Genomic DNA, 16,295 nt, shown 5'->3' with positions numbered 1-16,295 from the left:
TCCGACTACATACCAGACGCAATGCGCCATCCGTGCGCAGCGTCTGTCATCGGCATCCATGCCGCTGCTGCTGTCGTACTTGTCTATTTCTCCCTGTCTGGCTGTCCTCGTCCTTAAACATTCTGGAAAAACCTTCGACGCGGGGCTTGGGGTACGAGAAACGAAACGATGAGCAAGAGACGATGAACAAAATTTTTCCTCCACCACTTCTGCTTTCTGTATTGTGTGCTAAAAATTCGATACGTAAAACGAAAAGCAGCGCCCCTCCTCCCTGGGATCGCTGCTTTACCGATATTCTGACTGTAAGTGCGTTTACGGAAATAACTGGATGCGATATAATAAGTTTATGTGTGTTCCTTTAAACCTGCTTCGTAGTGGTCAGAAATAATACGGCCCTATCCCAGATGGTGTTCTGTATTATTTTTTCTGTACATAGAGCCGCTTTTGCGCTGCAGTTGTTATTGTATGAAGTGACGCACACTCTAGAGAAAACGAATCGATCTGCTTCCCGGCGACAATTCGTTTCCTTTCCATGCTTCACCGTGCTGCGATTTTTGTTGTAGTTGCTAGCATGATTGATTTCCTGGGTAGTTAGAGTTAAAAAATGCCGCCTCCTTTTTTTGTTTTGATTAGCTTCGCGCTACATTTTTATTGCGGAACTTTTGATTCCTCTTTCATTTTAGCGGAACCTTTAGCTCCTGTCAATAATTAGGGAGATGATTGTTCATGAATTTTTCTAGTCGCTTAAAAGAACTACGAATACAAGCCGACGCATCACAAAAAGACCTCGCTGCTCTAGTCGGTATATCGCCCCGCTCATTCCGCTATTATGAATCCGGCGAGAAAGAGCCGAACATTGCTACGCTTATTACGCTTGCCGATTATTTTAAGGTTTCTTTGGATTACTTGGTCGGGCGATCTGATACGAAATAACCAAATTGAAACGGGCCAACTCTTATCATGACGATAAAAGTCGGCCCGTTTTGTTTTAGTCCTAGCACTGTCATTTTTGCAACGAAATAACTGTGTCTAATTTAGTATTTCTGTTTATCAGGAATAACGACCATCAGAAGCAAGGTACGCGTCCCCTTGTTTTCTGTGGGTGCAGTTCAATTTAGCCAGACTCTTTTTTTCTTTTAGGATCCCAAGGTAATGCTCTCACCTGTAACAACCATCGTTTGATTGTCCAAACAATAACTCAGGCATTCTTCCAGACGCGCCTGCACTTGTTCGCCGCTGCGCTGGAAGCCAAATAGCCTTGCCGTTTCCTGAATCAGGCTTTCTCTGGAAATTCCAATTGCTTCTTGCAGAATCAACTGCATCGCCTGACATATTTCTTCCGATGCAATATGCTCAATCTTTCGTTGACTTTCCGGCCGGCCTTCAATCGGCACGCGCACGCAAATCTGTTCCGGCAAAGGCAGCGGCCACAAGAAGCCGTTCCGTTCCCGAATCGCCCCTTGTTGTTGCGCTTCTTCGCAGGCCGCATCCACCGTTCGTCGAATTTTCGACCCGACTCGTGCCAGACTCCACGCGTCAGCCAAACGTTTGGCCACCACATCAATGTGGATCGGTCCTTCTTGCTTGGCCAACTTCGTCATATTGCTGATATGCGACCACCGCGCCTCTAGCTGATGGAAATCATAATGCGAGCTCACGCCGCCTACAGTATAACTCTGATAGACTTCCGTGCCGTTGAGCATCGGGCTTTCCTCGGAAAAACCAGCTTCGACCGACTCCAATGGAACTTCGATTTGATATTTCCTCATGCTGTCATCGCGCTTTATTTTGACCGGTGCATCTACTGCCAGCTCCAGCGCCGCCTTCAGGCTTTCGATTCCGGCTTCACGCCGTTGAAACCAGTCCGGCGACCAAATGCGATGAAACCGCCACCCTAACCCTTCGAGAACTTGTTGGCGCAAACGATCCCGATCACGAGCCGTCGGCGCCGAATGATACGTCCGTCCATCACATTCAACGCCGAGAATAAACTTGCCCGGCTGGGCCGGATGGACAACTCCGATATCAATGCGATATCCGCTGCAACCAACCTGCGGGATCGCCGTATAACCAAGCTGACGGATCACCTCGATCACGTCATCTTCGAATGGCGAATCCGTATCTTCCAAGCCGCCAGGATTGTTCAGTTCAAGTGCGCTTTCACCAAGTTCCGCAAAACGCAGATATTGATACAAATTCAATACGCCCGCCGCCTTCGTCGCATTTATATTCATATCACCTGCCTTGATCGAGCTCACCAACACAACCTTTTCTCTGGCCCGCGTAATCGCGACGTTCAAACGCCGTTCGCCGCCATCCTTGTTTAGCGGACCAAAATTCATCGCCATTTTTCCCTGCGCGTCTTTGCCGTAACCAACGCTGAAAATAATGATGTCCCGCTCGTCCCCTTGCACATTTTCAAGATTTTTGCAGAAAAATCCATCTAGACGATTTTCCTTAAACAGCGTTTCCAGACTTGGATCCTTCTGACGTTTCAAATCCAATACATCCTGAATCGCCATCATTTGCGACTGACTGAAGGCAACCACGCCAATGCTCTTATCCGGCCGGCGGCGATGATGTTCAATCACAATCTCGGCTACACGCTGCGCTTCGACCGGATTTATTTTCTTGCCACCCCGTTCATAAATACCATCCGGCACATACTCAAACTGAATGCCCAGCTCTTCGCTTTCACGCTGCGCCGCCGGGAAAGTTACCAACTTGCTGCCGTAAAACTGGTGATTGGAAAAAGCAATCAACGATTCATGTTTGCTGCGATAATGCCAGCGCAGCATCGACGTCGGGAAAATCGGCCCACACTCATCGAGTACGCTGCTAAAGTCGGCGCTGGAGGTTTCATCCTCGTCCTCTTCGTTATATTCCGCATCGCCGTTTTCCGCAGCGCGGAAAAAGTTCGTCGGCGGCATTTGCTTGCTGTCGCCGGCAATTACGACCTGCTTGCCCCGATACATTGCAACCACCGCATCCTCAGTAAAAATTTGCGAAGCTTCGTCAAAGATGACCAAATCAAACGAAAAGCAGTCCGGCTGGATATACTGGCTGACCGATAGCGGGCTCATCATCAGACACGGCTTCAATCGCAACAGCAAGTTAGGTATTTTTTGAAACAGTTTCATCAGCGGCATATGCCGCCGTTTCTTTTCCGCTTCCGTTCGCAGCACATTTATTTCCGCTGTGTTTGCTGAAATCACACTGCGTCCCATGGGCTTATTCTGATTGCATGCTTCCATGATTGGTAGCGGCGCCCGCGCCACTAATTTGCGATCCAGATCCTTAAATTCTTCAATTAACTGCTGATGGTTTCGACCTCTGAACTGCAGCAAGCGCGGCTCTTTTCCAAACACATCATTAACCTGAGCCTGGTAAAACGCCCGGGCAAACGCCTCCAGCAACAACGCTTCATCTTTCAGCTCTGCTTCCGCTTGCGCTACAAAGTCCTGCAGCCCCTGTCCGGCCAGTCGCCCTTTGACCTGCACATATTCCACCCAGTTGTCCAGTTCATCGACCCGTTCTTCCAACGTGCGAAAGAACCCGGCTAGTTCTTTCAACTCAACCAATGCTAATCGGCTTTCGCCATTTACCATCGGTCGCTCGCTTGCGAACTGCGCTTTGAATTGCTCAGCAAAATATAGACTGAAGGCCGCCAGCGAATTTTTCAGCTTTGTCGCCTCCGCCTCGGGCGCTCGCTGCAGATTGGTCAGATAGCGTATCACATCGTCTGACATCTTCTCGCCAGGCAGCAGCCGCCGAAGCTGCAACGTCCATTTGATCGCCTCCATCACTTCATCCCATCGCGTCGTCACGCCCGTGAAACGATGGCCGAAATGATCCTGCAACCGATTTTCCTCACGCTGAAGTTCCGCCTGAATGCCGCGCAGGCGCGCAAGGCACCGCAAATCATCCTGCATTCCCTTGACAGTATCTGGCGCGTGGCCATAACGCTGCAACAAGTCGTCCAACAACACTGCCGCCTCGCGTAATCCATCGCTGCGCGTCCGACTCCATTCTTCCAAGAGGCCAAACGACAATTGCCAGAACGGCACGCCACTGCCCAGCCAGTTTTCCTGAACTACACACGCGTTCAATTCCTGCAGTTCACATTGCCACCTCTGCCGCTGCTTCAGCAATGCTTCCACGCCAGCTTGATAACTCTTAGGCAACGCGGCCTCCGTTGACAAGTAGCCCGCCAATGACTCCACAAAGGATTCGCCATCGTTCAGCTCCAGCAATCCTTCCGCCTGCTTCAAGGCCGCTTCTACCTCGTCAAACCGCGTCGCAGCATCGCAGAAATAGCTGCCCAGAGCCGAACTTGTCTCAGACCGACGCGTTGCCAGTTTTTCGCTTAAAGCTTGTAGCGCGCGGACTGACAGCAGATCTGCAACTACGGTATCAGGCAGGCAAAAGTCTTTCGTACAGCGCACAATCTCTTTTTTCGCCGCATAATACCCTGGATTGAAAAACTTGAACACGCCCTGGTATGACCAATGATTGAATGATTCCAGCAAACGCACTGCATCCACGTCAAAAATAGTTTCTTCATAGCGAACCAGCAACTCTTCCCGCCGCCGATTGTACTCCGCATACAATGGTTTAACCGCCTCAACAATGCCGGATACTTCTTTGCATCGCTTACTGTTCAGCCATGCTTTCTCCGGTTTCAACTCGCTAAAGCAATGTTCCATAATCTCCGCCAGACGGAACAATTCCTGCGGCGTTTCCGGCACAGCACTTACTCCGGTCGCTGCTAAAAGCCCCGTCGCATATTGTCGGCATTCCTCCACTTCACGCGGCAACGCCGCCGCAAAATCGGCCAGATGCCGATACTGCGTTTTGTAGGCACGTCCGTCAGCATCCAGTTTGGGAAACATTGACCGCACCGCATCCCAGGCCGCTTGCAATTCCGCCTCAAACTCTTCCGGCAAAGAAAAATACTCTTTCTCTACCGTCTGTTCCAGCGCCTCTTTTTCTTGCCAGTATAGGCGGCTGCATTCGCCGTACCGTTTGGCTTCCGCCATAATGTCCGCCATTCCGTCCGTAGTCAGCCAAATTGCCGCCGGCACGACGCCCTGATCGATTAGCTCGGCAACCTGAATCAGCCAATCCACATCTTCCAGTGTCACCGCTAGCGGCAGACCAGTCTTTTGGCTGTATGCATTGGCATCGCCCCTTAAATCCGTCAGCGTTTCCTGAAGGCCGCGCAACAGCTTCATCCATTTTTCCCGCACTTCCGGCCGGAACACCGTTTCCTTAGCTCCCCGCCAAGGAAAATCATCGCCTTCCGTCACAACACCCCAAACCCGACTCAGGGCTTTCATTTCCGTCTGCCAGCGTTGGCAGTTTTCGCTCGTCAGTCGTTCCGGCTCGACGCCCAGCGTCAATAGCGGCGCTTTGACATGTCGGGCCACCAGCGCCATGACATCATAAACACTGCCCCCTAGCTCCAGACGTTCTTCATGTAACGCCGCCACATAATCATTTAACTCTTGGCGCAAGCGCTGCAGCTTCTGATAATCGGCCGCGCTCGGCACCGACTGCGGCTTCGGCGACTGTTCCGCCGCCTCTTTCAACTCCGCCAGCACTTCTTTTTTATTCGCCTTGCGGCTGTGCAGTTCCAGACAGTAATGTCCCAGATTGCGATCATCCAGCCTTTTATACACCACTTCGAGCGCGGCCATCTTTTCACTGACAAACAGCACTGTCTTCTTCCGCGCCAAGAATTCGGCAATGATATTGGCGATAGTCTGGCTCTTGCCCGTGCCCGGCGGCCCTTGCAGCACCAAGCTGCGACCTTGCAAGACCGCCTGGATGCATTGCTGCTGGCTGCTGTCGGCATCAAGTATCTGATATGTTTCCTCCGGCTTTTGGCACTCGTCCAGCGGCACATCCGCCACCTCTCCGCCAGCCAAACCATCGCGAGATACGCCGCTCAGCCCAAGAATTGCCGGGTGAACGGCAAGATGTGCGATGTTCTTCTCCAAGTCATGATACATACCGAGCTTTTCAAATGAAAACATCCCCAGCACCGCCAGCGGCTCGACCTCCCAGCCGTCCTGCGGCAACCAAGCCCGCACAGCCGCCAAATAGTCGCCTACCGGTAGCTCGCTTTCCGCTTCATCCAGTTCCGGCAGTTCCAGTTGATAGTCTTTTTTAAGCTTTACAGCCAACGCCGGATTCAAGATCAGATCTTCCTCTGCCAACGCCAGCTCAAACGGCTTGTTGGCATTCTCCCGGTTCAACGTCACTGGACACAACAAGAGCGGCGACGAAAACGAATCCTGCTTCGCGCCGCCTAACGGATCCGACCATTTCAGCATCCCAAGACCCAAATGCAGCACATGAACGCCCCGCTCTTGGTACTCTTCGCGCGATTTGCGAAACAGGTTGGTAAGGATTCGCTTCAAGACCGTTGGATCGGTTTCGCCGCTGATCAATTCGTCTTTTTTCGCTTGCACCGTGTCGGTCAGCAAATCCAACTGCTTGCTTTTCTCTTTTTCCGGCAACAGTTCAAGTTGCTGTTCTTCCAGTTCTGGCTCTGCCGGCATAAACACTTTCCATGACGCACCGTCGCCAGCCAAGTGCTCATACATCTTATTCAGATCCTGCTCGCGAAATTCCAACGTGGAGCTTTTATTTTTGCGATAATTCAACAGTTGATTCCGCTTCGATAGGTCAATCAGACGACTGCGCCATTCATCAATCCGCTTTTTTAACTGCGCTGGTACTGCATTTCCTTCCGGCATTTGATCTAGTCCTTTCCTCTCACGATTCAGCCTGTTATCGTCGAGCTTGTAACGCTTTATCACAATATACTTTCTACACCTTTCGTCCTATCCCTTCCCACTTTGTTCCCACGAATTACATTTTATGTCTTCCACTATACGCAGCAAAGGACGCAGCCCGTCGAAGCGCTTCTCGCTCCGTAGCTACGTCCTTTTTCTTGCATGTATGTTTTAGTCGCGCTCCTGCAGCACGGTTTTCAACAATTCCAGCGCACTCTCCTCCGCCGGATCGTTCGTCCCCAGCTCGCCGCGAAACGCGCGGGCCAGGATCGCTTTTTTTAGCTGCTCGATTCGCTCGATCACGTCGCACAGTTCGCTGGCTGTTTGCTCGTTTTCCAGCAGGTGATCGAGAATGCGAACGATTTCTTGCTGTTCTCTTGTTCCTGGAAGAGGGACTGTAATTTTGTTTATATTCTGCAATGATAATTTCCCAAGCGTTGCAGAAGCAATGCTATTTTTGATTTGCGCTTGCAATAAATTACTACTCAATGCCAACGCCAAATATTTACTATCACATTTGAGATCCGTTATTTTTGCAGCGTTTTCTGTAAGATTTGCGCCATCCATCTCTGCTGGAACCACTCCGACATCCCCAATACAAGCTCCAACAATCGTGATATAAACATCATTTTCTTTTACCGTATAGTTTTTAATTTTACTTCTAATCTCTTCTGTTATATATTCAACATTATTATATAAAACGGTTCCGTTCTTTAAGTCACCTGCTTTAATATACGGAAAGCCCGTATCAAATTTCACTAATTTTTCACCTTTTGGTAATCTTTTCCCCCCTTTTACCTTCCCAATCTTACTAACTTCAGTCCATTCCCAACTATCAGGGATTTTAATATTAAAAGACTCCTGTTCATCGATTTCTTTATCAACATCAAATACTCCATTCTCCTCCCGCCACTTCCGCGTCAGCTCGCCGGAAAACGCCTGATGCAGGATCGCGGCTTTGCGGCTGGCGAATGAATCCAGCGCCGTTTGCGCGAGTTCCTTGGCGCGGTCAAGCTTGCTGAACAGGGATTCGATTTTTTCCACAAGTCGGTATTGCTCACTAATTGGCGGGAGCGGTACTGCTATACTTAAAATATCAACTCTCGATACACCAGGTATCAAGCCTCTTGACACTTCATTTAGTTTCCCAATATAGGTATTCAAAAAATGCATTAGAAACAAATTATATATCGATTTTTTTGCTCTTAATGACATGATTTGTCGACTAAGATGAATTTTCTCTTCATTTAGCAACGCAATTTTACCTACAGTACCTTTCACAGAAAGAAGAACATCACCTTGTAACCCGAGAACAGATGGTTTTTGTGTCCATCTATTGACAAAAAAATCGCCATTGGCTATATTGCTAGCACCTAAAATATAAGGAATGCCTTTTTTTTCATCATTACAATCAGATATGGGCAAGTCTCTTCCTGAAATGAGTTCTATCAATGAGTCCATTTTTATCCAGCACCAATTTGCCGATATTTCATATGGTTGTTCTTCACTCTTCACCAGCGCCTGCTCCAGTTTTTCCTCCAGTGATAATGCCTGATTCTTCGCCATTACCGGCCACCGCCCAAATGTTTCAGTTCCTTGACGACGCTGCGGATCAGATCGATCGCTTCTTCCAGCTGGTCGGCGATTTCTTCGCCGCTACTGATCGGATCTTGCAGGTCTTCGTAGTCGACGATGCTGGCGTCGCGGATCAGGCCGAGGTCGAGACTGTTGGCCTTGGCGGCGATTTCGTCACGCGTAAATTTATTCCAGCGTTCGTCCTGCACTGCGCCGCGGTCGGCGGCGGTATAAGCGGTGATGAAGTCTGCAAAATGCGCTTCGCTCAGCGGATTGGTCTTGCCGAAGTTTTGCATGTTGGTCCGCAGGTCGTAGAACCAGACTTCTTTCGTGTTGTCCTTCTCGGTCTTGCCGCGGGTGAAGAACAGGACGTTGGTCTTGACTCCCTGCGCGTAAAAGATGCCGGTCGGCAATCGGAGGATCGTGTGCAGGTCGCACTTGTCCATCAGGTCGGCGCGGATGTTTTGGCCGTCGTTGTCCTGGAACAGCACGTTGTCCGGCAAGACGACCGCGGCTCGGGCCTGGCCGCTTCGTTTCAGCGAACGGTAAATGTGCTGCAAGAAGTTCAGCTGCTTGTTGGACGTCAGATAGACAAGGTCGTCGCGCGTCGCCCGCTCGCCGCCCTGCTTGGTGCCGAACGGCGGATTGGTCAGCACCACGTCATAATCCTTGCACTTTGCGCCGAGGCTGGACAGCGTATCGCCGAGCAAAATGTCGCCGTCGATGTCGTGCAGCATTGCATTCATCAGCGCCAGACGGTGCGTGTCGTGGACTAGCTCGACGCCGCTGAACGCTTGCTTGCGTTGAAACTCCTGCGCCGCCTCCGGCAGGTCGAACAGCTTGTCGGTGCGGTTTTTTATGTGCTGATCGGCGGCAATCATGAAGCCGAACGTGCCGCAAGCCGGGTCGTTGCAGCGCTCGCCCGGCTGCGGATCGAGCAGCTGGACCATCACATTGATCAGCGGCCGCGGCGTGAAATATTGCCCGGCACCGGATTTTTTCTCGTTAGCGTTTTTCTCCAGCAATCCTTCGTAAAGGTTGCCTAGGCCTTCTTCCTTGGCGCTGTACCAATCGAGCGCGTCGATCGATTTGATGATCTTTTCCAGATTTTTCGGCTCATCAATGTTGGAATTTGCACCGGCATAAATTTGCCGAATCCTCCCCTGGCTGTGCTCGCCCAGGTCGAGCAGCAGGCGGCGATAGAACGCTTTCAGTTCGACGCCTTCTTTGGCCGCCAGCTTGTCCCAACGATAGTCGGCCGGAATCGATTCTTCGGTTTCAGTCTCCTTGGCCATTTTCAAAAACAAGATATAAGTCAGCTCGCTGACGTATTGATGATAGGTGATTCCGTCATCGCGCAACACATTGCACAGATTCCAGAGTTTGGCGACGATTTCCGCATTGTTCATGTTGTATCCATCCTTATTTCATAGCTTCCTAACCGGAAAAGAACCCGGCAACGCGGCTTTGCATCGCCAGGGTCTTTTCATTATAGCATCGTTAACTAGCCCACTTCATACAAATGTTCATTGATCTCGTCGATCACTTGGTCCAGCTGCCCGGCAAAGATTTTGTCAATCTTGGCAAAGCCGCCCTGGCTCTTAAATGCGCCGGCGTTGAAAATGTGTTTATCGATGACGCTCTCGAGCAGCAACTGTTTTTCGATCCGCTCCAGCCAGCCCAGCTGGATCTTGGTCCAGGGGCGCAGCTGTTTTACTTTGCCCACCGCGTTTTTCACCCGCTGTTCATGGTTTAAGAGCGCCCTGCCCAGCGCCTGTTGGCGGATGAAGCTGATGATGTCGGCGGCGATGTCTTCATTTTTCAAGCTGCGCCAGGCGGTGTTGAGGTTCATTTCATTATAGCCCTGCAGGTCCAGTTCAATCTTCAGTTCTTTCAGCGCCTGGCGCGTCAGTTCCTTCGGCCGCGTGCAGACGATTTCCAGCGCCGGAATCTTATTCAGGTTTTCTTTGATATAGCGGCTGAAGCTCTCGATATAGTCTTCCGGGCGCGTTTCCCTGACACCGTAGCCGCGGCCATGGCCGGTCAATACATCCGCATGGGTCGATATGACGATGCCGTTACTGCCGCCGGCTTTGCGGTCGAGGAAGTCGATCAGCTGCACCCGTTCGCCCAGCTCGCGGATCACACTGTCCAGGCTGCCGAGCTTAATATGCTGGATTAATTCGTCCGGCGTCTGGCCGCCCGCCAGATGGCGGAACTGCGCCAGCTGTGCGTCGTCAAGCTGGCGCTTCTTGCGTTGCAGCTTGGCAATAATTTGCTCAAGCGCCGCCTGTTTTTGTTCCGGCGTCGAATAGCTAGTCAGCTCATCGACCAGCGTGGCAAAGTCGACGCTGACGTTTTTCACCACCGGCTTCATGTTGCTGGCGTCTTCGAGCACTTCGTACAATCCGACCGCATCATAAATCGTAAAATGCGTCTTGCCAATCTCGCCGCACAGACGCGTCGCCCGGCCGAGCATTTGCTCATACAGAATCCGCGATTTGACGCGGCGCAAGAAGACCAGGTTGCAAATTTTCGGCACGTCGATCCCGGTGGACAGCAGATCGACCGTGACCGCAATATTCGGGTATTGCTCGTTTTTAAACTGTTTGATCGCCAGCAGCGGATCTTTCAGCGAACCGGTGATCTTTTGGATCGCGTCATCGCAGACATCAAGGCCCATATCACCGTAAATTTCCTTCAACAGCGCGACGATCATGTCGGCATGGGCATCAGTGGCAGCAAAAATCAGCGTCTTGGCGTCGCCTTCCGGGTCGATGTCTTGCGCGATTTCCGCCAGCACGACGCGGTTGAAGTTTTCGTTGATCACCCGTTTATTGAAGCTTTCAATGTCAAAGTTCAGTTCGTCCGGCAGGTCGTCAATCGTAACGACCGTGCCGCTGGCCATGTCATAGGTATCCACCGATTCGCCCTTGGCAAATTTGATGCCGTCGTCCTTCAACTGCGTCGTCAGTTGGTGCGGCGGTTCATGGTCCACCAGATAGCCGTCGATTACCGCTTCGCGATAGCTGTATTTATAGACCGGCTCGCCGAACAGCGCTTTGGTATGTAGCGCCGGCGTCGCAGTCAGCGCAATTTTCAGCGCGTCAAAATATTCGATGACCTGGGTGTATTTGCTGACATAGTCGCTCTGGTCGCGGACTTCCAACTCGACTTCGCCCATTTCCTTGTCCAAGATATAGCCGCGATGCGCCTCGTCGATCACGATGCAGTCATAATCGTCGACCTTCGGAGCGTCGGCCAGTTCCTCGCTGCACAGCACCCGACGCACCATCCCCTGCACGGTGGAAATATGAATCTTCGTTTCCGGTTCCGGCTTGATATCTTCAATTCCTTTGATGTCATAAATGTCATAAAACTTTTCCAAACCCTCGATGACGACTTCCTTAAACGTGTCTTCTGCTTGGTTGCCCAAGGCTTTGCGATCGACGAGGAACAGGATGCGTTTGAAGCGTTTGGCTTTCAGCAAGCGGTACAGGATGCCGACGATGGTCCGCGTCTTGCCGGTGCCGGTCGCCATCGCGATTAAGACGCTGCGCCGGCCGTCTTCGATCGCCGCTTCGATCGCTTCGATCGCCTTGATCTGGTATTCGCGCAGCGCGAGACCGGTCTTGCTGCTTAAGTAGTCGGTGTCTTCCCGTTTTAACCGTGCATTGGCTTCCTGCTCATCAAACTCGAGCAGCTTCGCTAGCCCTTCCGGCGTGTACCAGCCTTGCAGCGCTTTGGCATGATTCGTCACCTGCCTGGCATCAAGAAACCATATGCCCGATTTGGTCTCAAGCTGTTTTAAATAGTCGCGACCATTAGTGGAAAACAAGAAAGGTACATAGCCATCGTCCCATTTTCCGCAGACATATTGCAGGTGTTCTTTTTTGATAAAACGCGCATAATCCTTGCTCTGTCCCAGGTCAGCCGCGACATCCCTGATGGCACGCTTCGCTTCGACAATCCCGACCAGCTTCAACCCGACGAACAGCGCATAGTCGGCGCGGCCATGATTTCCCTTACGCGAATCAGTCGGCCACTCGGCAATCGCCATGTTTTTATTTTTCACCGGGCGAGTGCCGTTCGAGTAACGCAACGTATCCGTATCGACTTCCCAACCAGCTACGCGCAATTTTTCGTCGATGATTTTCCGCGTCTCGGTTTCGTCAAGATGAAAAAACTTTGCCGCGTATTTTGATTTTTCCTTTCGCTGTTTGCTAGTTTCCGCAGTCGCCTGCACCTTCAATAAGTCCAATGTTTCTTTCAGTTTTTTATTTTCATCTTCATAGGCTTTCGTCAGTTCATTTTTTTCATTTTCCAGTTGCGCAATTTTGTCCGCAGCAGATTGCAATGTAGGTTCGACATAGGCTTGCGGCTCGAATTTCCAATCCCCATATGTCTGCATAAACCAAACCGCTAGTTTATATGCCAATTTTGTTAACCGCCGTGCATCCGTCTCTGATGTGTACACTTCATGAGCCGCTACATTACGCTTCGTACGCAGCGCATAGAATACGTCGCAGATATCTCCCGTTATAAGATCATTTCGTTTTAATATCATAATCCTACTGGCTAACCGCCCATCAGATGGTTCTTCTAAATTGTCATACGCAAACATATACTTGACCAAAGTCTCGGCAAACATCCCCAACTTAATCAGTGTGGTGTTAGAGTCTTCTTTTATATTTTTTTCAGCTAAAGCCCCTAGCTGCGCTAGTATTGGCCATTGCTCTTTTAAAAACTCAAAGTTGCCCTTACTCATGCCGAGACCTCCTGCGTAATTTATGCCCAATTCCGTTATCACTTGATCGCTGCAAATCATTTATGCTTGTAAGCATTATGGTAATATTATATTGGCGTTCAATATATAAATTACCTTCCCATTTGTGAATTTATTCGGTTTGTCTTTTAAATGACGATTTATGCCTGTCAAAATTTACTTCTATATATTTATTTTTCAAAAAGCAATGCTTCAGTAAATGGCAGGATTTACTGAAGCATTGCTTTTTAAATCTCACATGATCAACAGCGTATACTACTGCAATAGTCGCATAATCTGTTGTTCCCACTCTCTATTATGGACCACTCTAGCACGAGCAAGATTTTCTGTAATGATTTGCTTTTTTGTTAACTGAGTTAATTGCTCCCAACTATCATCAAATATATATGTAGCGTTATCAGGGTATGAGCTTTCCAAAATATTAATGTTTTTATCACTAAAACAAAACGCAACATACCCTTTAAAGCCGGCGCGGCCTATTGCAATGCAATTCGGTCCATAATTATTTATCGTTTCAAATCGGCTCAGCATTGCTCTTCTATTTCTTCGAACATGCTCTGTTTCTGCATTAATTCTACCTCTTATCCGTTCCCATGGGTAATCTCCCGGCGGTATCATTTCCCATTGAAGCCTTCGAATATTACCTCTTATATTTGGAACAAGGTTATGCGTAAGTATTTCGCACTCGCCGAAGAGTTCAAGAAACAGGTTAATCATAATTTTAATGGCATCCATATTCTCCGGCCGAACAGCGATAAACTCGGATGTAATCAGTTTATTGTGCATCGTATTTTCCATTACGGTCAGTTCATATCCTAAAGGAGCAATTCGCTCTCTTGGATATCGCTGATATGGAACATAAGCCGTACCACTATGTTCCTGTCCATGCCAATCAGTGATACTCCAATCCTGCAATCGATACGCCGTTTCCATTGGTAAATCTCTTCGAACTACATCCCTCCCCTCTGAATTGAATTTTGTCACTGGACCAAAAACAGCTGCCGGACAAACACGATCCCCTACTTGAATTTGAGCATCAAATCCACATGCTATTAATCTAGCACGATGATTTTCAATATCCGTCAATGCTACCGTAATTTCACAACCTTCTGCAAATTCATTTAAATACTTCTCCGCTTTTCTTATCTTTCTTCTTCTGATAATCATAACCATCCTCCAAAATTGTAATTTTCCATTCAAGACTTTACGCTTTCCGTTCCTATCCGCCCCTTAATCGAAGCGGCATTTTTGCCTTGTCATATATCACATACATGTAACCATCTCCTTGCCTTTACTTTACTATTTTGTTCGTTCATCATCATCAAAAAAACATTGCGACATCTCCAATTATGGATATTTGAGTAAATAAAAGCAGACCCAAAGGCCTGCTTTTATTTACCGCTTCCGATTTGATTGCGCAAGAACGCTACCCGCTAATTCTTTTGTGGTGTCATTGTATTTCGGACTGTTCAACACCTTTGACGCAACATCTTCCATGCCCCCGCCAGTCTGTTTGCTTCCTTGCCGCTGCGCCAACGCGCTTCCAGCAAGTTGTCGTTGAATTGCGCTGGAATGTTGATTTTGCAACACTTGTCCAGCAAGGCTCCCGACACGATTGCTTGTCTTTTTTGAATTCATGCTTTCACCTCCTCATTTTTATATTTTCTAACTGCCCGGTTTTTGAGCAGCAAGATTTCCACCTTGATCATTTTCACACGCTTTGTTTTGTCTTTTCCAACACCTTATTCACGTTTTTTAATCGACGCTTTATCACAAAATGCTTAAATACAAACATAATTCCTATTACCAATATAGCATTGCCACTCCAACAAGCCCTAGCAGCCTGATCCGGTATTTCCATTAACGCAAAACCACTCGACATTACAAAATATATAATCATCAACGCGGCAGCCAACACTTTTTGCTGATGTACTTCTATAATCGATTTCCATTCAGTTCGCGAACCATATATTTTATAGTGCTGCAAAACGATATCATCCGTTTTACGAAATGCTGCTTTCGGCAAAAGCATCCAACTCCCCACAACACCGATAATTTGCATTACAAATTTCATTCCTACTGCTATTTCATTGTCCATATTCATTTCCTCCTTATTTTTCGCACGATTTTCATTATGATTTTTAAAATCCACTAAAAATAGTGCTATGCTGTTTTTTTACACTCTTCAGTCTAGGCTTTTTGGCAGTGTTTTTGATATTCCGCATAATCATCTGCCATCGTTTTAATGACACGCTCAAAGGCGAAAAACACCACGCCTACAATAACATATACAACCCCTTGAACATCCGGTGGCCCCCCCTCTTTCAACGCATAAAACTTATTTTCAAATTGTTGAAGCACAAACAGCAGTACAATTATATACGTCAAAAATTTGCGCGCATTCTCCACGTTTTTTTTATCTTGAAAGACTAACGGCATTTTCATATAGATCCATAGATTCGAATAAACCGCATATGATACTAGCAATGTCATTTGCATAAAGTCCGGCCAATCCAACTTTAATATTACAAGAGTAAGATACTGCGGAATCCCTACACATGCAATGCCGCTCATCATTGCTTCAAAAAGCAAAGTCACTCGCGTTCCTATATACTCATGACGATTAAATGTTTTTTGAAGTTGTTTGATCAAGGAAAATCCTCGTTCTATTTCCATCCTCAATTTATAACTCAATGGAGTCACAATCGATAATATGATTATTAATAGAACAAATAACCAATCCCAGCTATTTCGCTTACAAATTATTGCTATTAACAATGCAAAAAATATTCCTTCTGTTGCAACAACACTCCAGCGTCCCCATCTATTTTTTCTCATTATTTGCACAAACTTCATAATCATCGCGTCTCGAATTTTGCACACGCGCGGCGAAATAATTTTCTCCCATAAATAGACTGATATCCCCCACAAAATTATAAAAAGGCCTAGCAATTCCAATGTTGCCAATATGCTTCCTTGATATTCTCCCATACGTCCTCCTTTTTTTGCATTGTACTTGAGTGCCACATCTCAAGACTTTCCGTAAACATCGCAGTCTGCTCCATATCGCTTCTTTTGATCTACGCCATAAGTAAGATTGGCGCTCAACGGAAAAAACATCAAATTCGAGA

Annotated in this window: 9 protein-coding genes; 1 reads left to right on the top strand and 8 read right to left on the bottom strand. The window is 48.4% G+C overall.

Going from position 1 to position 16,295, the window contains the following annotated elements:
* The first annotated feature begins 726 nt into the window (after positions 1-726).
* A complete protein-coding gene (locus QTL79_RS12440) occupies positions 727-933 on the top strand; it encodes a helix-turn-helix domain-containing protein (protein ID WP_346355292.1) in 207 nt (68 codons plus the stop codon).
* 203 nt (positions 934-1,136) lie between these two features.
* On the opposite strand, the gene QTL79_RS12435 is transcribed toward QTL79_RS12440, so the two are convergent.
* The 8 genes from QTL79_RS12435 to QTL79_RS12400 form a co-directional block, all read right to left on the bottom strand.
* On the bottom strand, positions 1,137-6,764 hold the full coding sequence (locus QTL79_RS12435; protein WP_346355291.1) for a DUF3320 domain-containing protein: 5,628 nt from the start codon (positions 6,762-6,764) through the stop codon (positions 1,137-1,139).
* 210 nt (positions 6,765-6,974) lie between these two features.
* On the bottom strand, positions 6,975-8,369 hold the full coding sequence (locus tag QTL79_RS12430; protein WP_346355290.1) for a restriction endonuclease subunit S: 1,395 nt from the start codon (positions 8,367-8,369) through the stop codon (positions 6,975-6,977).
* The gene (locus QTL79_RS12425; RefSeq protein WP_346355289.1) at positions 8,369-9,787 is read right to left on the bottom strand and encodes a class I SAM-dependent DNA methyltransferase; all 1,419 of its coding nucleotides are present in this window, start codon (positions 9,785-9,787) and stop codon (positions 8,369-8,371) included. The genes QTL79_RS12430 and QTL79_RS12425 overlap by 1 nt, the downstream gene beginning before the upstream one ends.
* A 95-nt stretch (positions 9,788-9,882) precedes the next feature.
* Positions 9,883-13,146: a type I restriction-modification system endonuclease gene (hsdR, locus tag QTL79_RS12420; protein ID WP_346355288.1), complete on the bottom strand. Its 3,264-nt coding sequence runs from the start codon at positions 13,144-13,146 to the stop codon at positions 9,883-9,885.
* A 273-nt stretch (positions 13,147-13,419) separates the two neighbouring features.
* Positions 13,420-14,331 carry a hypothetical protein gene (locus QTL79_RS12415; RefSeq protein WP_346355287.1) on the bottom strand — a complete coding sequence of 304 codons (912 nt, stop codon included), beginning with the start codon at positions 14,329-14,331 and terminating at the stop codon, positions 13,420-13,422.
* A gap of 228 nt (positions 14,332-14,559) precedes the next feature.
* Positions 14,560-14,802 (bottom strand): hypothetical protein, encoded by a 243-nt coding sequence (locus QTL79_RS12410; RefSeq protein WP_346355286.1) that lies wholly within the window; start codon positions 14,800-14,802, stop codon positions 14,560-14,562.
* A 73-nt stretch (positions 14,803-14,875) separates the two neighbouring features.
* Positions 14,876-15,262 carry a hypothetical protein gene (locus QTL79_RS12405; RefSeq protein WP_346355285.1) on the bottom strand — a complete coding sequence of 129 codons (387 nt, stop codon included), beginning with the start codon at positions 15,260-15,262 and terminating at the stop codon, positions 14,876-14,878.
* Between the two features lie 92 nt (positions 15,263-15,354).
* Positions 15,355-16,155: a hypothetical protein gene (locus QTL79_RS12400; RefSeq protein ID WP_346355284.1), complete on the bottom strand. Its 801-nt coding sequence runs from the start codon at positions 16,153-16,155 to the stop codon at positions 15,355-15,357.
* Positions 16,156-16,295 lie beyond the last annotated feature (140 nt).

Source organism: Azotosporobacter soli, from assembly GCF_030542965.1.
GTDB lineage: Bacteria > Bacillota > Negativicutes > SG130 > SG130 > Azotosporobacter > Azotosporobacter soli.
Note: the sequence above shows the minus strand (reverse complement) of the source record. Positions and strands in the feature narration are given on the sequence as shown.

What these genes read in the sequence shown, in the direction of transcription:
- QTL79_RS12440 (WP_346355292.1), top strand. Translation starts at nt 727, where the DNA reads ATGAATTTTTCTAGTCGCTTAAAAGAACTACGAATACAAGCCGACGCA.
- QTL79_RS12435 (WP_346355291.1), bottom strand. Translation starts at nt 6,764, where the DNA reads ATGCCGGAAGGAAATGCAGTACCAGCGCAGTTAAAAAAGCGGATTGAT.
- QTL79_RS12430 (WP_346355290.1), bottom strand. Translation starts at nt 8,369, where the DNA reads ATGGCGAAGAATCAGGCATTATCACTGGAGGAAAAACTGGAGCAGGCG.
- QTL79_RS12425 (WP_346355289.1), bottom strand. Translation starts at nt 9,787, where the DNA reads ATGAACAATGCGGAAATCGTCGCCAAACTCTGGAATCTGTGCAATGTG.
- hsdR (WP_346355288.1), bottom strand. Translation starts at nt 13,146, where the DNA reads ATGAGTAAGGGCAACTTTGAGTTTTTAAAAGAGCAATGGCCAATACTA.
- QTL79_RS12415 (WP_346355287.1), bottom strand. Translation starts at nt 14,331, where the DNA reads ATGATTATCAGAAGAAGAAAGATAAGAAAAGCGGAGAAGTATTTAAAT.
- QTL79_RS12410 (WP_346355286.1), bottom strand. Translation starts at nt 14,802, where the DNA reads ATGAATTCAAAAAAGACAAGCAATCGTGTCGGGAGCCTTGCTGGACAA.
- QTL79_RS12405 (WP_346355285.1), bottom strand. Translation starts at nt 15,262, where the DNA reads ATGGACAATGAAATAGCAGTAGGAATGAAATTTGTAATGCAAATTATC.
- QTL79_RS12400 (WP_346355284.1), bottom strand. Translation starts at nt 16,155, where the DNA reads ATGGGAGAATATCAAGGAAGCATATTGGCAACATTGGAATTGCTAGGC.